Genomic DNA, 14,722 nt, shown 5'->3' on the forward strand with positions numbered 1-14,722 from the left:
CGCGCCGGCCAGGGCTGCGGCCTTGGCTGCATCGCGACTTATGATTTCGACGGTGTTGCCGCCCTGGACAGCCAGGGCGCCGATGGCCCTGGCCATGTTTCCCGAGCCGATGATGCTGATGCTTGTCATGATGTGCTCGCTTCTGCTTGTTGGTTGGTTGGTGGGCCGGTGGCCCGGGTGGGGATGAGGGGTCGGCTTCGCTGTTACGCCGTATGGGTGAGGAGCTTCCAGGGCTGCCCGCCGAGAAGACCCGCAAGGCGCCCTTGCATCTCGACGCCGGATGGCAGCGGGCGCCACCAGATGGTGACCTCGGCGATCTTGCCGTTCCCGTCGAGACGGATGCGGTCTATTCCGTTGACCACGGTGTCGTCGATCTGCAGGCGGAAGGGCGCGGCGTGGTGCGTCTCGCCGCTGAGAACCTCCCCATAGGTGAGGTCGGCGGCCGCCGCGCTGACGGTCCGGATGGCGTCCAGGACTGCCTCGCGGCCGGTGATCGGCTCGTCGTCGAGCGGGCCGATCAGCACCACATCCTCGGCGAGGATGTCCGAAAGTGCTTCTCTGTCTGCGCCGGCGTGCATGCTGTCGACGAATTGGTCGACGGTGTCGCGGTGCGGGGCCAAGGTGGTCATCAGATCGCCGCGACGCCGCCGTCGACAACCAGTTCCATGCCATTGACATAGCTCGAGTCGTCGGAAGCGAGGAACAACGCGGCCGATGCGAGTTCCTCAGGGCGGCCCATCTCTCCGCGTGGGATGAGGGATTCGAACTGCGCCTTCATCGCCTCGTCGAACAGCTCTTCCTGCTTCGCCGTGGCGACCTGGCCGGGGGTCAGTACGTTCACGCGGATATTGCGGTCCTTCAACTCCGAGACCCACACCCGCGCGTAGGCAAGCTGCACGGCCTTGCTCGCTGCGTACACACTCCACTCGGGGTAGCCCTTCAGCGATGCGTTCGACCCCGTCATGAAGATCGAGCCGCCATCGTTGAACAGCGGCAGCGCCTTCTGAACCGTGAACAACGTGCCGCGCGCGTTCAACCCGAAGGTGGCATCGAAGTGCTCCTCGGTGATCTCGCCGAGCCTTGCCTGTTCGCCTGTCCCGGCACTTGCCCACAACACGTCGATCGAGCCTTTTTCCTGTTTGACCGTGTCAAACAACCTGTCCAGATCGTCGAGATCGGCCGAATCACCCGCCACACCGGTCACGTTGCGGCCGATCAGTTCGACGGCCTCGTCCAGAGTGTCCTTCCGTCGGCCCGAGATGAAGACGTGAGCTCCTTCGTCAACGAACAGCTTGGCGCCGGCCAGTGCCAAACCACTTGTCGCACCGGTGATCACCGCGACCTTGCCATCAAGTTTTCCCATGATCTCTTCCGTTTCGTTGCGCCGATACTATGTATACCGATCTGTGTACCTAACCTACTCGCATTCATGCTCGCCGCGCAAGCTATGCACACCGATCGGTACCCAATTGGGCTAAGCTGGGCATATGACGGAGTTGGCGAAGGGGCCGCAAGGCTTGCGCCGCGGCAGGGGAGCGCGAGAGCGCATCCTCGCCGCTTCGCGGCAGCTGTTCCGCGATCAAGGCATCAACAGCACCGGCTTGGACCAGCTCTGCGCGGTGGCCCAGGTGTCCAAGCGCACGTTCTATCAGCACTTCAGCAGCAAGGACGAGCTGATCGCCGAGCACCTGCGTCGTTTCGATCCCGACGTTCTGCCCGAGGTGTTCGACCGCACCGACCTCACACCCCGCGAACGGCTGCTGGCCGCCTTCGACATCGAGGGGCCGCTGTGCCCGTTCATCGCGGCGGCCGTCGAAATCAACTCCCCGGACCATCCCGCGCGCGTGCACGCCCGCGACTACAAGAAGGCCTTTGCCGCGCGGTTCGCCGAAACCGCGCGCGAGGCCGGCGCTGCCAACCCCGAACAGCTCGGCGAACAACTGGCGCTGCTGCTCGATGGCGCCTCGGCGCGCAACCGAGTCCTCAACTCCGAAGGCTTCGCCACCGCCGCCGCCATCGCCGCCGTTCTCGTCGACAACGCGCTCCCCGCAGCAGAGGTACCGCTTGGCACACGCTGAGATTTCGACGTCGGCCGTTGGGCCTCAGCAGTGTTGCTCGTTCAGCGAAAGCGGCGGACGAAAACCTCACGGCTGATGGCGATTACGACGCCTGCTCGCTCAGGGTGGGCCTCGATCTGTTGATGCGCGTATAGAAGGCTTGCCGGGCGCGGCCTGATCACATTATCCCCAATGGTTGACGCATCATCCAAGTAGGTCTATGGTTGAGGAATCAACCAATTCGAATGTCATCGAGACGGGACACCTCATGAGCAGCATCAGCATCATCGGCGCCGGAACCATGGCCAGTGCGCTGGCCGAGCGGGCGCTCGCAGGCGGCAACGACGTCGAGATCGTCGGGCGTGACCAGGCCAAAGCGAAGGAATTGGCCGTCAAACTGGGTGGCGGCGCCACTGTCGGGACGACCGGAACCGCACCGGTGGGGGACATTGTGATCCTCACTGTGCCGTACTCGAGCGCGGCGGCGGTGGTCAGCGCGTACGGGGATGACTTGCGCGGCAAGATCATCGTCGACATCACCAACCCGGTCACCCCCGATTTCACGGGGTTTGTCACCCCAGAGGGCAGTTCCGGCGCGCAGGAAATCGCCAAGGCCGCCCCCTCCGGGGCGCTTGTCGTCAAGGCATTCAACACACTGTTCGCCAATGTTCTGACCGACGGCCCGGCCGAGGGGCACCCGTTGGACGTGTTCATCGCCGGTGACGACCCGCAGGCAAAGGCAAGCGTTTCGAGATTCATCGAGACCCTGGGGCTTCGCCCGATGGACACCGGGCAGCTGCAGATGGCGCGGGCCCTGGAGAACGTGGGCCTGATGCAGTTGGGCCTCATGACCCACTCCATCAAGCACACCAACTTCTCCCTCGGCGTCAACGTTCGCAGCTGAGCGCCCCCGTACCTACTTTGAAAAGGACAGTCACATGCAGGTTTTCATCACTGGCGGGACGGGCCATTCCGGTTCACACATCATTACCGAGCTCATCGCCGCCGGGCACGAGGTCACCGGGCTGGCCCGGTCCGATGCGGCCGCGGCGGCGGTGTCCGCGCTCGGCGCGAAGGTGCGTCGCGGCAGCCTCGAGGATCTCGACGGGCTCAAGGAGGCGGCCGCGGCCTCCGACGGCGTCGTTCACGTCGCGCACCGGCAAGACCTGCTGCCCTCCGGCGGGATCGACGCAGTGACCTCCGCGGAGGTCCCGGTCATCCAAGCCTACGGCGAGGCACTCGCGGGAACCGGAAAACCGTTGGTCGCGGCGGGTAGTATTGCCTCGTCGTCATTCGGGAAAATGGGGCGCCCGGCTACCGAGCAAGACCCGGCCCTGCCCACCGGGCGGGAGTACTCGGGCACTCTGCGATTCCGTAACGCCGTAGAACTCGCCGTGGTCGGCCTCGCCGAGCGCGGAGTGCGGTCGTCGATCGTGCGGTTTCCCACCATTGCGCACGACACGACCGACACTGCCGGATTCCTGCCCGGGCTGATCGCACTCGCGAAGGCGAAGGGCTTCGCCGGTTACCCCGGCGACGGCGCGAACCTGTGGAATGCGGTGCACGTCCGCGATATCGCCACCCTGTTCCGGTTGGCGCTGGAAAAGGGTCCGGCCGGGAGCTACTGGCACGCCGTCGAGGACGAGGGAGTTCCGTTCCGCGACATCGCCGAGGCCATCGGCAGTCGTCTGGGCCTGCCCACGGTCAGCGTGCCCGTGGACGAACTGATGCTGCCGGGATACTTCGGCATGTTCACGAATCTGGTCACGATGGACCTTCCGGCCTCCAACCTCATCACCCGCCAGACCCTGGGCTGGGAACCCACCCAACCCCGCCTGCTCGACGATCTGGACAACGGACACTACTTCACCGAACGCAGAAACGCTGTTGCCCACCAATAAATCTCACTCGCCAACAGGAGAACCATGACCGTATTCGCCTCGCACCGCGACACCATGGAGTCCTTCGTGGACTGCATCAACGGCGGCGTGGACACCGACACCCTCACCGGCCTGCTCGCCGAGGACGTGGTGCTCTACGGCCCGTTCAGCGATGAGCCGATCACTGGCCGCGAGGTCGCCGTGCAGACCATCAAGACCGTCAACGGGCTCTCGTCCGACGACACCTATCTGGAGGTCCTCAGCGGCGACACCCACCACGGCGCACGCTTCCGGCTGCAGGTCGGAGACGCCACTGTCAACGGTATATTCCTCGTCCTGCTGGACGCCGACGGCAGGATCGCCGAGGTCAACATCTTCTACCGCACGCTGCCGGCCGGCGTTGCGCTGCAACGTAAACTGGCGGTCGTGACTGGCATGCCGCCCTGGGAACTGCGGACGAACGGGGAGTGAGTCTCTGTCTGGGGCCTGCGTTGATGAGCATCCCCAGGTAGCTCAGACTAAGCGTAAAGCGGGGCCGTAGCTCGATGTGTTGATTGTCGTCCCAGCCAATCTGACTATCCGGCGACCTGGACCCGGCGTTACATGTAACATGCTGTCATGGCGGTGAGAGACAGGGTCGGCGAGTACCGCCGGCGCATGCGGGAGCGGGGCCTGCGCCCACTGCAAGTCTGGGTGCCCGACGTGCGCACCGACAGTTTTGCCGCCGAGGCTCATCGTCAATCGTCACTGGTGGCGCGGGCGAATGAAAGCAGCGATGACCAGGACTTCATCGAAGCTGTCTCGACGCCATGGGACGAGGAGTGAACCGAGGAGAGATCTGGACCGTAGCGGGGGTGTCTACGCGACAAAACCGCGTCCCGCGGTGATTGTCCAGGATGATCTGTTCGATGCCACGATGTCGGTGACGGTTGCGCCGATCACCAACGCATTACTGGAGGCTCCGTTAATGCGCATTCGGATAGCCGGCGGAGATGGGCGGTTATGCGGACTCGACCACGACAGTGACGTGATGATCGACAAGCTCACAACTGTCAGGAGGTCGAACGTCCACGCGCGAGTCGGTCGGCTGACTGCGGAACAAGTCGTCGAAGTCGAGCGAGCCATGATGGCATTTCTCGGGCTTGCGCGGTAAACGAGAACCGTTGGGCAGGGAGGGCAATGCGGCTTAGTTGACTGGTAATCCGCCATATTCGATTCGGTCGTATTCCTCCTGCGAGGAGTCTCCGGCGATTGCTAGCTCTCAGCCTAGACGCCACCCCAGAGCCAGCGCTGGTCGCCGGTGACCTGCGCCCACAGCTCGTAATCGCTGGCCTGTCCGCGCATATGGGGCGTTGATCGACGAGCAGCCGCCGATTACCCGGCCGCGGGCGTAGTGAATACTGCGGCCGGCCAGACCTGGGTCGGCCTCGGTCGTGAAGCACCAGTCGGTGCGGGGGTTGGCAATCATGTACAGGTAGCCCACCGGCACCTTGATCCAGAACCAGTTGTCTTTTCCGCCGGCCTCGACCAGGAGCACACGGTGATCCGGATTGGCGTTGAGTCGGTTGGCGAGCAGACAGCCCGCACTGCCTGCTCCCACGACGATGAAGTCGAATTCGGCGACTAGGCGCATTTCCGGCATCGTCCCACCATGACGTCGGATGCGTGTCCCAGTGTGCACGACCGCACGGCACCGTCACGTGTGCGACGGATGTTTGCCGGCCGTGTCGACCTCGAGCGGTTCGTCGCCATTGCCGTGGAGGAGTTCGGCCGGCTCGACAGGAGCATCGGGTTCCTCAGTTTAGATAGGCTCCGTGAATGCGCGTACCTCGACGGATCGCACAGTTCAACAAGCGAGTCACCAACCCGGCCGCGCGCCGGATCACGCCGTGGCTTCCGTACCTCGGGACGCTCGAGCACGTCGGGCGAAATTCAGGTGAGCGATATCGAACACCGCCTTTGGTATTCAAGACCCACGATGGCTACGCCATCCTGATCGGCTACGGCCCGCAGACGGACTGGTTGAAGAATGTCCTGGCCGGCGGTCCGACGGTGCTGCGCAAGCGTGGACACGACGTCGCGCTCACTAATCCACAGGTGGTGAGCAAGGCCGAGGCGGCAGCTCTCGTGACACCGCATGCGCGGCTCTTCTACCGGGTGTTTCCCTATGACGAGGCAGCTCTGCTGCTGACGGGTGCGGGCATCGACCACTGACGGGGCAAGCTTCAACCGATATTGCTCGAGTGCCGACTTCCCATAGGTTGGTCGTCGAAGCAAATCCGGACCGGCGAGGATTCGGCCGCGAGTCAAGGCGTGAAAGTAGGGTGTCCCATGATACGAACATATCCCGTTCTCCGGCGCTCGTCGGTCTAGCCACCTTGGCGTTGGTAGGTCCATCGTGAAATGAAGCTTCGCCGACGCGTGCCGCGACAGTCGCACCGGAATGGAGGCGCCCGAATCTCGTGCACGTGCCGTAAGTCGTTGGTGTCGAGGCGCTTTGGCCATATCGATCCGACGCGGCAGACGAGGGTACTTCGGGTGCCACATGATTCATCAGATGAAAACGGCGTATTTTACTGGTAACACTGCATATTCGATTCCGCCGTATTCCTCCACTACTCAGCGGCGCATCGGCCGAGATGGGGCAGGGGAGAGGCGCTGATTCCCGGGATGGATGTGGCCCGATCCCCCCGCGCGCCCCTGCAAGGTTTCGAGACATGTTGGTTTGCTGGAGCTCGCGGTCGGCGGGAAGCATCGGCCAGTTAGCGGCGTCGGCGCCGAATCTCTTCAGCTCCAACTCGTTCCAGCGTCTTGAGTAGTCGACGCACCGTGTCGGGCACGTTCGCGTGAGGTCGGATTACCGCAAGAAGGTCGACGAGCCGTGGAGGAGGTTGACGGACCTCTGATCGTGCGGCATCGACGCGGGACAAAGCGTGAACGAACACGGCGAGTGTCTCACAACCGGGTAGTGCGGCTGCTGGGGCCAGTACGGCGTCAAAGCCGGCGTCGCGGGCGACCGCTGCGATCGCTTGGGTGGTGGCATAGTCGTCTGAGACGAGGTCTGCCTCGTTCACATTTAGATGCGAGCGAGTCTCCTCGTCGGTGAGGTCAAGTACCTGGTGAGCCCTGGTGCCAGTATTTCCCGGTCAGCTTGCGGCGTGGTGCGGTCGCGACCGCATCGGCGAGCGTCACACGTAGGAGCCGTCGATGAAGGATTCGGCCGCGCCGCGTACCTCCTCGTAGCGCTCCTCAGCAAGCAGGTCAATAGGGCGTTCGCCGTCCAGGAGGCGATTCTTGGCATGCAGCCACTGGCCGACGCCTCGGGCAGTCAATGAGCCTGAGAGCAGGAGGACGAGGTCACGGAGCTGCGCGAGCCGATCGTACCGGTCAGGGCGGATGTCGCCGGTTCGCCAGCCCCGCACGGCCCGGTCAGAGACCTGCGTTACTGTAGCGACGTCGACCTGCGTGACGCCGAACGGTTTCAAGGCATCGACAATCTCAGTGGCTTCGACTGCCCGGTCCAATGTGTCCGTCATAACGAGAAACCCTTCAACTTCCGGTTTAACTACCGGTTATACTACCGGTTATACTACCGGTTATACTACCGGTTATACTACCGGTTATACTACCGGTTATACTACCGGTTATACTACCGGCAGGTAGCGGCGCCTGGCAACGCTCCCGGCGACCCGCGACGGTGCGCATCTCCACCGGGTCGCCGGCGCGCTCCGAAGACACGCGATCACTGGGCGAATAAATGTTCGAAGGTTGTCGGAGACGGATCTAAACTGGACCCAGTGCGCACCCGCGATGAGATCGACGCCGAGCAGCGCCTGCGGGCCCCGGTACGGCGGTCGATACGCGAACAGGGTGGCGAACCGTCGAGCCGTCAGGTCGACGAGCTGCTCGATCAAAGGGCGGGGCGGGAAAGTTGACCGACCAGACACAACCGGATCTCACGAGGCTGCCGTCCGGCGAGCTCGAATGGCCCGAATTCATCCAAAAGGCCGCCGGGGCTGGCGATCTCATCGAACGTCACTTCATCGAGTTGAAGTCGGAGATCGACCCAACCGGTAAGGACGGCGCAGCCAAGGTCGCGAAGTTCATCCTGGGCGCGGCGCACCGCGACCCCGAGCGCGCTGCGAAATACCTCGGCGGATACGCCGTGATGCTTCTCGGCGTCGGCGCCAACGACGTTCACGGCCTTGCACGGTTCGAAGCGAAGGATCTCGGGGGCGCGGTTCAGCAGTACCTCGGCGAGCCCGGCCCGCGGTGGGACTTCGTGCGCGTTCGTGTCGACGACGACCACGACGTCATCGTGATAATCGCCGAGCCGCCGGTCGTCGGGAGGGTATGGCCGTGCTGCCGCGAGGGCGTCGGCCTCGCCGACGGGCGGATCTACATACGCGGCGACGGAGAAACGCGCGAAGCGAACCACGACGAGATCCGGGCGCTCGTTGAGCGCGTGCGCGGGACGCCGGCGAGTACTCCGCTCGACCTCGACGTCACCCTCGATGGCGTAGTCCGCCGGTACACCTGCGACCCGTCCCTGGTCGACGAGTATGTCGGATTCGAGCGCCAGCGCCTCGAAGCGGCGGCACCCGAGCCGCCCGCTGTGAAGGCCGAAGAGGTCGGACGGCGAGTTTCTGCGGGCGCCGCCGGGTTCCTGTCGTCCGGCGTCGCCTCCAGTGTAGGAAGCAGCATTTTCGCTACAACGGAGCCTGACCCACGAAGCCGCGAAGAATACATCGCGGAAATCGACGAGTGGGAGCAAGAACTCCGCGCCGACTGGCCGAGGTTCCTTGGGCACGCCGCTGCCATCATCTGTCGCGAAGACCCTGCGCATATCGTGGCGCGCAGCCGCCGCTGGCTGGAGGACGTGAAGATCAAGATTCATCTCGACGGGCCCGTTCGAGCTGACGAAAATCCCGCGGACGACAAGGATTACGTGCCATTGCCGCGCCCACCGCGACCGTGGGGCCCGCGACCCGTCTCTCCGTTCACACCGGACGTTCTGCGCCTACCCAACATGATGGGTATCGATGTACCGCCCGCGGTCTATATGCGGTACGACAACATCGGCATCGACAACTCGGGATCGGTCGACCTGGAAGTGCTCGTGGGTGAGATGCGACCAAACGACCCATACATCAGCAGTGATGGGTTATTCCTCAGTGTGCCTTCCGAACACGGCGATCCGGTCATGGGGAAATGGACCGCAACAGCCAAGGATTACCACGAGATGCTGTCAGGTGAGTTGCAGCTCGAACTCGATGACCCACCCGACCTGACGGAAACCATGCGCAGTTTCCTCTTCAGATCCGACGACGAGGACGACGAAGAGGGTGACGACTGACGCGGCCTATCGCCCTGGAAATCAGCTTCCTCCAGGTGCTCAGACTGCCGCACGATGCCGTCCTGCCCGGGCGGCACGCTTCGAGATGCCGACTGCACTGAGAATCATCGACGAATCCGCCGAATGCTAGATTGATTGCGAAAACTGCCAAATGCACCGAGACCGGACAATCACAGCCTACGCGAAAACTATTGGGGCGCAGCACAGTCTAACGTAGTTAACTTGACATAATGTCGCTTATCGGCGTTTGAGGACCTGGGCATTTACTGCCGGCCGTCCTGAGAGCGATCCTGCGAATATCTGACCGCGCTGCAGATCCGGGCCGTGTCCGACCGCGCGTCGCCATAGACGGTCATCCATCGAAACCGTCCTCCGCGAAATGCGCACCGTCCTGACGGACCCCGTGTGTCCGCATGAACTGCATCACCGGCGGTACCGCAAGCGTTACCCCGCCCAGGCTCCGTCGAGTCATTTCGTCACTGTGACGTATTGGCGTGATGTACCGGCGCCCCGGCCGGGCCAAGCTCCACGTTCATCCCATCGCCGTTCTGGCCGAGCGCCGACCGCTTGGGTGGTAGCCGGTCATAGTCCAGCACACGCCGGAGTCCCCGATCAACCTCGTGCATGATGCTCGGCAGCACATCACCAATCCGGGCCGACAAGTCCGCCTTGTTCAGAGTGACGAGCGCAGTAACGTTCACAACTGAATCCCGTGGGAGGCCCGTGGCGGCTGCAGCGAGAAACACATTGCCGGGCATCGCTGCCAGGGCCGTATTGGCGGTGATTACTGCCCAGAGCACGGTCGCAAGGCGGCTGGCGTTGTACGGATCGGACTGAATAACCAGCACGGGACGGCGCTTGGCCGGTCTCCCGCTAGACGGCGCTCCGAAGTCGGCCCAGTAGAGCTTAGTTCGGCTGATCACCACTCGTCGTCCACTGCGTCCAGCACGCGGTGTCCCACGGCCACGCCGACGGCTTGCGCCTCGTCAACGCCATCAAGCCGCTCCAGGGCGCTGTCGATCTGGCGGGTCAGTGATTGGGTTTCCAACTCGTCAAGGTAGCGCTGCGCCGCTCGAGCGAAGAATTCGGAACGGCTCATGCCAAGCTCGGACGCCGTTCGAGATACCCGGGCGAACGTCTCGTCGGAGACGGAGATGGCTGTCTTCACCACAGGAGTATGACTCGGTATAACTACGTGGCGGGCCGGTGGCGAGGATTCCTCAGCGGTATCGGTCAACGGTTCCTCCATGCGAGGCACCATATCGACGCATACCGACAACTTGTCGGCACCGTGGCGCATCGATCTTCGCTCTCGAGATGGTCAAAGACAGCTTCCAACGTGCGATGCTGAGGGCATTGGAGGCAACCAGGGAACGGGTGTCGTGAACGGAGGGACTGGCGCAGTGGTTCCGCCCCGGAGGGGACGCGATTGATTGACGACGTTGGCGGCAAGCGGCTGGGACAGGGGCAAAAGCCAACGCCATACGACTTCGACAGTATTCCCAACTACGACGACCCTCTTCCCGACTACAGAAGCTTGGCCCGCGAAATCGGACATAGCATCGCCGCCACCCGGCCGCCGAATGTCCTGGCGCACAACGGCCGGGCATTCTGGAAGCTCACCGACGCCAACAGTGGAGCACTCGCCTGGCTCGCATTCACCCGGACAGATGCGCGGTCGGCGCTGCCCGGCGCAAGGTATGGACACTGATCCCATACCTGCAGGTATTCATCGCGAACTGGTTCGTGAGCGTCGACCACGAGATCACCGATCAGAACCAGTGGATACACACAAACATCGACGTTTATGAGGCACGCGAACTGGCACTGCTGGTGCCGCAGCCAAACGTCGAGGACATCAAGCGGATCACCCGGCCCGAAGCGGTGCTGACCCTCGACGAGATCGACCGGCACAAAGTGACGACCGTACTGGGCAAGGGAACTGCTCAAGTGCTGAAAACTCGACGATGACTCACTTGAACAAACAGGAATTCTGGGAGTGGGCGTAAGGCGCGCGACGCTGGTCAAGATCAGAGCCGATGCCGAACTCGCGTCGGCGCGCTAGGAAGTCACGATTACCGCTCGGCCGCATAATGGTCAGTGACCCGTACGGCGAAGGAGCACACCGGTGGCAGATTCGACGGTCCGCAGCACAACTCGGGTCGCTGGCTTTGAGGATCCCGAGCTCGATTTTCAACTGCTCCGCCAGCTCGGGTCGGCCGCCTACGGCGGGGCGTCGGTCGGTGAGTGCCTGGCGGCCGCCGCCCGCATCCGCGAAGCCGGCGCGCACACCTGGACCGACGTTTTCGCCGAACTCGCTGAGCAACAACACACCAACGCACAACAACTCGCCGCGACCGGCAACCGGCTCAGCGCGCGTGACCGCTACCTGCATGCGGCCAACAGCTACCGCGCAGCAGAGTACTTCTCCCCGTTCGGAACCGACAGGCACATCGAGCTGGGTCTCGCCAGCCGCGCCGCCTTCCTTGCCGCCATGGCCGAAAACCGCACGGACATCGAGGAATTGTGGCTTCCCTGGCGCGGGCAGCGGCTTCCCGGCTACTGGTTCACTCCCAAAGGCGGCGTCGGCCGCGGGAAGACGCTGATTGTCACAAGCGGATTCGACGGAACGCTCGAGGAAACCTATTTCCAGATCGGCCTAGCAGCCCTCGAGCGTGGCTGGCGGGTGCTGCAGATCTGCGGACCGGGCCAGATGGATACAGCCCGCACCGAACCGGCAACATCGTTCGTGCCCGACACCGAGAGCTGGGTGTCGGCATGGATCGACATCGCACTGGACCGCCCAGAGGTGGAACCCGACCGGCTTGGGTTGCTGGGCATCAGCTTCGGCGGCTATTTCGTGCTGCGCGCCGCCGCGCATGAGCCGCGCGTTCGCGCGTTGGTGGCCAACTCCCCCGTCATCGATCTGCGCGCATATATGGTTTCGTTTCTGGCCGGCATGGGCGGTGACCCCGAGCAAGTACTCACACCCGCAGAAGATTTCAGCCTCGACGACATCGACCAAATCCCCGACACCGAGATGCCGCCCACCATCAAGGAAATGTCGCGGTCGTTGATCCGACGCTTCGGACAGTCGACGTTCCTCAACACATTTCAGTACCTACGGGAGTTCAACGTCGACCCCGCCGCGATTACCTGCCCTACCCTCGCGCTCGTCGGTTCCGGGGAGGGCGGTGAACCGATCCGCCAATACGAGGCGTTCGCCCAACAATCCGGTGGTCCGGTGACACAGCGGATGTTCACCACCGCCGAAGGCGCGGACACCCATTGCCAGCTCGGCAACCTGACCCTGTCCGCCGGCGTGACACTGGACTGGCTGGACAACATTCTGAACCGCTAACGGTGTCTCGCAACACGCCTGATCGTCAGCCGATACTCCCCCGCGCGGATCGAGGCGGTGCACTCGCAACCACTTGCCCGCTCCCCCTGTGTGCCACCCCAGCACCGTCGATCGCCGCCGTCAGACCCCAGTCGCCGGGATTGCGCGAGCAGACCCACAGCACCGGCCCGCGGACCCTGACCGTTACGCGCGAAAATTGCTCCACGACGAGCCGCGTCAGCTAACCTCTGACAATCGGCTACAACACGGTGAGCTGCCGAGCGAGCCGCAATCTTCCTGTGGGGGAAACGCATGATCAGACTCTTCGCGATCGCTGCAGCCACAGCTGCGCTGGCCTTTGTTGCGGCTCCGATCGCTTCGGCACAACCCGATCCAAAGATTCCCAACGGAGCAGCCAATTGGTGCCCGGGCGGGCAGAAACCGGGACAGGGCGGGCAACGATACTGCCTCGGCGAACCGTTCCCCGATGGCTCGTTCTACTCGCAGACCTGGAGCTTAGGCGCGGGCGGCCCCTTCGGACCGGGCTCCTGGAACAGGATGGCGTCGTGCAGCGCGATGGTAAACGGTTCGATACAGGGCGGTCTGCCCTACGGCGGTGTTCCCGAATGCGGGGGCGGGCCGCGCGTCATCTACTTCTGACGGTCTGGTCATCGAAGCGCGTAGCGAGGTCCGCGTCTGCCGTCTTGAGTAGATTCCTCCTCGGGAGGCAGGATGCACATCGACACAGACGTCGCGGTAATCGGTGCGGGCCTGGCCGGATTGACGGCAGCCCGTGTCCTACGCCGCACCGGTGTCGAGGTCGCCGTGCTGGAGGCCCGCGACCGCGTCGGCGGACGCACGTTGAATCACCGCCTCGGCGACCCGTACGGCGATGCCGTAGTCGAAGTCGGCGGTCAATGGATCGGACCGAACCACAAGCGCATCCGCGCACTGATCGACGAACTGGGCATCACCACATTCGACACCCACGACGAGGGAGCGAAACTGTGGGAGCGCTACGGCCGCATCCGCCGCTACCGCGGTGAGGTCCCCAAGGCGGGCCTGTTAGGCCTGGCCGACGTGCAGATCGCATTGACGCGGCTGGAACGGATGGCGCGCCGAATCGACCCCGCGGCGCCGTGGGCCGCCAAACGTGCACTGGATTGGGACCGCCAAACCGTCGCGTCCTGGGTGCAGCGGCACGTGCGGACCTCGCTGGGGCGCTCGTTCATCGGGCTGGCGTGCGAAGCCGTCTGGGCCGCCGACGCCGCGGACCTGTCGCTGCTGCATCTGCTGACCTACACCAGCTCTAATCACGGTCTGGCGCAACTCATCTCCACCCGCGGCGGAGCTCAGCAGACCCGTATCATCGGTGGAGCGCAACGGATCTCGGATGCGATGGCCGCCGAACTCGGCGACGTCGTACACCTCGGCGTCGCAGTGCGCACCATCAGGTATCGCGATGGCGTCGACATCCTTTCCGACACCACGACGGTGCGCGCCAAACAGGTGGTCGTCGCCATGAGCCCGGCACTGGCGGGACGCCTCACCTACGACGAGCCCCTGCCGGCCGACCGTGACCAGCTCACCCAACGCATGCCCAACGGCTCGGTCATCAAGTGCATGGCCGTCTACGACGAGCCGTTCTGGCGCGCCAACGGACTTTCCGGCCAAGGTGTCTCGCTGAGCGGACCGGTGAAGGTGTTCTTCGACAACTCTCCGCCCGCCGGCACACCGGGCGTGCTGCTCGGCTTCCTGGAAGGCAACCAAGCCCGGGACTTCGCCCGTCTCGGTCCAGCCGCGCGCCGTAGCGCCGTCGTCGACGCCTTTTCCACGATGTTCGGTGCGCGTGGGGCACAACCCATCGACTACATCGAAAAGGTCTGGGCCGCCGATGAATGGACGCGCGGCTGTTACGGAGCTTTCCTGCCGCCCAACACGTGGACCACCCACGGGCACGCACTACGCAAGTCCGTCGGGCCAATCCACTGGGCCGGCGCGGAAACGGCGGTGGAGTCGATGGGCTATATGGACGGCGCGGTGTCCTCGGGCGAACGCGCCGCGGCCAGCGTGCTTGCCGCGCTATAGC

Annotated in this window: 17 protein-coding genes and 3 pseudogenes; 13 read left to right on the forward strand and 7 right to left on the reverse strand. The window is 63.9% G+C overall.

The window, feature by feature from the left end; all coding sequences use genetic code 11:
- Nucleotides 1-203 precede the first annotated feature (203 nt).
- Nucleotides 204-629 (reverse strand): nuclear transport factor 2 family protein, encoded by a 426-nt coding sequence (locus tag ABQF13_RS17725; protein WP_448394093.1) that lies wholly within the window; start codon nucleotides 627-629, stop codon nucleotides 204-206.
- Nucleotides 629-1,363, reverse strand: a complete 735-nt coding sequence (locus ABQF13_RS17730) for an SDR family NAD(P)-dependent oxidoreductase (protein ID WP_448394094.1) — start codon at nucleotides 1,361-1,363, stop codon at nucleotides 629-631. Before ABQF13_RS17730 ends, ABQF13_RS17725 begins: the two co-directional genes overlap by 1 nt.
- Nucleotides 1,364-1,487: 124 nt before the next feature.
- Here ABQF13_RS17730 and ABQF13_RS17735 point away from each other — a divergent pair, with 124 nt between their 5' ends.
- The 6 genes from ABQF13_RS17735 (at nucleotide 1,488) to ABQF13_RS17760 (ending at nucleotide 5,090) form a co-directional block, all read left to right on the forward strand.
- Entirely contained in the window at nucleotides 1,488-2,078 is a 591-nt protein-coding gene (locus ABQF13_RS17735) for a TetR/AcrR family transcriptional regulator (protein ID WP_448394095.1), read from the forward strand.
- Between the two features lie 247 nt (nucleotides 2,079-2,325).
- The gene (locus ABQF13_RS17740) at nucleotides 2,326-2,961 is read left to right on the forward strand and encodes an NADPH-dependent F420 reductase (protein WP_448394309.1); all 636 of its coding nucleotides are present in this window, start codon (nucleotides 2,326-2,328) and stop codon (nucleotides 2,959-2,961) included.
- A gap of 34 nt (nucleotides 2,962-2,995) precedes the next feature.
- A complete protein-coding gene (locus ABQF13_RS17745; protein ID WP_448394096.1) occupies nucleotides 2,996-3,958 on the forward strand; it encodes an SDR family oxidoreductase in 963 nt (320 codons plus the stop codon).
- 24 nt (nucleotides 3,959-3,982) lie between these two features.
- Nucleotides 3,983-4,408, forward strand: a complete 426-nt coding sequence (locus tag ABQF13_RS17750; protein WP_448394097.1) for a nuclear transport factor 2-like protein — start codon at nucleotides 3,983-3,985, stop codon at nucleotides 4,406-4,408.
- A gap of 147 nt (nucleotides 4,409-4,555) precedes the next feature.
- Complete coding sequence (locus ABQF13_RS17755; RefSeq protein WP_448394098.1) at nucleotides 4,556-4,762, forward strand: antitoxin MazE-like protein; 207 nt, start codon at nucleotides 4,556-4,558, stop codon at nucleotides 4,760-4,762.
- Nucleotides 4,763-4,775: 13 nt separating this feature from the next.
- Entirely contained in the window at nucleotides 4,776-5,090 is a 315-nt protein-coding gene (locus tag ABQF13_RS17760) for a type II toxin-antitoxin system PemK/MazF family toxin (RefSeq protein ID WP_448394310.1), read from the forward strand.
- Between the two features lie 119 nt (nucleotides 5,091-5,209).
- Here ABQF13_RS17760 and ABQF13_RS17765 read toward each other — a convergent pair.
- Nucleotides 5,210-5,570: pseudogene (locus ABQF13_RS17765) on the reverse strand (GMC family oxidoreductase N-terminal domain-containing protein); the annotation flags it as partial.
- A gap of 185 nt (nucleotides 5,571-5,755) precedes the next feature.
- On the opposite strand from ABQF13_RS17765, the gene ABQF13_RS17770 reads away from it, so the two are divergent.
- On the forward strand, nucleotides 5,756-6,151 hold the full coding sequence (locus ABQF13_RS17770) for a nitroreductase family deazaflavin-dependent oxidoreductase (RefSeq protein WP_448394099.1): 396 nt from the start codon (nucleotides 5,756-5,758) through the stop codon (nucleotides 6,149-6,151).
- 548 nt (nucleotides 6,152-6,699) lie between these two features.
- Here the strand turns inward: ABQF13_RS17770 and ABQF13_RS17775 are convergent.
- Nucleotides 6,700-7,056, reverse strand: a pseudogene (locus ABQF13_RS17775) (RES domain-containing protein); the annotation flags it as partial.
- Nucleotides 7,057-7,125: 69 nt separating this feature from the next.
- Entirely contained in the window at nucleotides 7,126-7,473 is a 348-nt protein-coding gene (locus ABQF13_RS17780) for a DUF2384 domain-containing protein (protein ID WP_448394100.1), read from the reverse strand.
- A 261-nt stretch (nucleotides 7,474-7,734) separates the two neighbouring features.
- On the opposite strand from ABQF13_RS17780, the gene ABQF13_RS17785 reads away from it, so the two are divergent.
- Both ABQF13_RS17785 and ABQF13_RS17790 read left to right on the forward strand, forming a co-directional pair.
- On the forward strand, nucleotides 7,735-7,872 hold the full coding sequence (locus ABQF13_RS17785; RefSeq protein ID WP_448394101.1) for a hypothetical protein: 138 nt from the start codon (nucleotides 7,735-7,737) through the stop codon (nucleotides 7,870-7,872).
- Nucleotides 7,869-9,293 (forward strand): hypothetical protein, encoded by a 1,425-nt coding sequence (locus tag ABQF13_RS17790; protein WP_448394102.1) that lies wholly within the window; start codon nucleotides 7,869-7,871, stop codon nucleotides 9,291-9,293. Before ABQF13_RS17785 ends, ABQF13_RS17790 begins: the two co-directional genes overlap by 4 nt.
- Before the next feature lie 587 nt (nucleotides 9,294-9,880).
- Here ABQF13_RS17790 and ABQF13_RS17795 read toward each other — a convergent pair.
- Both ABQF13_RS17795 and ABQF13_RS17800 read right to left on the reverse strand, forming a co-directional pair.
- Nucleotides 9,881-10,219: pseudogene (locus tag ABQF13_RS17795) on the reverse strand (type II toxin-antitoxin system PemK/MazF family toxin); the annotation flags it as partial.
- The gene (locus ABQF13_RS17800; protein WP_448394103.1) at nucleotides 10,213-10,461 is read right to left on the reverse strand and encodes a ribbon-helix-helix protein, CopG family; all 249 of its coding nucleotides are present in this window, start codon (nucleotides 10,459-10,461) and stop codon (nucleotides 10,213-10,215) included. The gene ABQF13_RS17800 and the pseudogene ABQF13_RS17795, both read right to left, overlap by 7 nt.
- A gap of 261 nt (nucleotides 10,462-10,722) precedes the next feature.
- Here ABQF13_RS17800 and ABQF13_RS17805 point away from each other — a divergent pair, with 261 nt between their 5' ends.
- The 4 genes from ABQF13_RS17805 to ABQF13_RS17820 all read left to right on the forward strand — a co-directional run bounded on the left by ABQF13_RS17805 (nucleotide 10,723) and on the right by ABQF13_RS17820 (nucleotide 14,721).
- Nucleotides 10,723-11,004, forward strand: coding sequence for a hypothetical protein (locus tag ABQF13_RS17805; protein ID WP_448394104.1), 282 nt, complete (start codon nucleotides 10,723-10,725; stop codon nucleotides 11,002-11,004).
- Nucleotides 11,005-11,039: 35 nt separating this feature from the next.
- Complete coding sequence (locus tag ABQF13_RS17810; RefSeq protein WP_448394105.1) at nucleotides 11,040-11,264, forward strand: hypothetical protein; 225 nt, start codon at nucleotides 11,040-11,042, stop codon at nucleotides 11,262-11,264.
- Between the two features lie 157 nt (nucleotides 11,265-11,421).
- Nucleotides 11,422-12,654: an alpha/beta hydrolase family protein gene (locus tag ABQF13_RS17815; protein ID WP_448394106.1), complete on the forward strand. Its 1,233-nt coding sequence runs from the start codon at nucleotides 11,422-11,424 to the stop codon at nucleotides 12,652-12,654.
- A 711-nt stretch (nucleotides 12,655-13,365) separates the two neighbouring features.
- Nucleotides 13,366-14,721 (forward strand): flavin monoamine oxidase family protein, encoded by a 1,356-nt coding sequence (locus tag ABQF13_RS17820; RefSeq protein WP_448394107.1) that lies wholly within the window; start codon nucleotides 13,366-13,368, stop codon nucleotides 14,719-14,721.
- The last annotated feature ends 1 nt before the right edge of the window (nucleotide 14,722 follow it).

It is taken from the genome of Mycolicibacterium sp. XJ879 (assembly GCF_053483935.1).

Excerpts from the sequence above, each read along its gene's own strand:
- ABQF13_RS17750 (WP_448394097.1), top strand. The coding sequence starts at position 3,983 with ATGACCGTATTCGCCTCGCACCGCGACACCATGGAGTCCTTCGTGGAC.
- ABQF13_RS17745 (WP_448394096.1), top strand. The coding sequence starts at position 2,996 with ATGCAGGTTTTCATCACTGGCGGGACGGGCCATTCCGGTTCACACATC.
- ABQF13_RS17740 (WP_448394309.1), top strand. The coding sequence starts at position 2,326 with ATGAGCAGCATCAGCATCATCGGCGCCGGAACCATGGCCAGTGCGCTG.
- ABQF13_RS17820 (WP_448394107.1), top strand. The coding sequence starts at position 13,366 with ATGCACATCGACACAGACGTCGCGGTAATCGGTGCGGGCCTGGCCGGA.
- ABQF13_RS17730 (WP_448394094.1), bottom strand. The coding sequence starts at position 1,363 with ATGGGAAAACTTGATGGCAAGGTCGCGGTGATCACCGGTGCGACAAGT.
- ABQF13_RS17735 (WP_448394095.1), top strand. The coding sequence starts at position 1,488 with ATGACGGAGTTGGCGAAGGGGCCGCAAGGCTTGCGCCGCGGCAGGGGA.
- ABQF13_RS17755 (WP_448394098.1), top strand. The coding sequence starts at position 4,556 with ATGGCGGTGAGAGACAGGGTCGGCGAGTACCGCCGGCGCATGCGGGAG.
- ABQF13_RS17780 (WP_448394100.1), bottom strand. The coding sequence starts at position 7,473 with ATGACGGACACATTGGACCGGGCAGTCGAAGCCACTGAGATTGTCGAT.
- ABQF13_RS17725 (WP_448394093.1), bottom strand. The coding sequence starts at position 629 with ATGACCACCTTGGCCCCGCACCGCGACACCGTCGACCAATTCGTCGAC.
- ABQF13_RS17770 (WP_448394099.1), top strand. The coding sequence starts at position 5,756 with ATGCGCGTACCTCGACGGATCGCACAGTTCAACAAGCGAGTCACCAAC.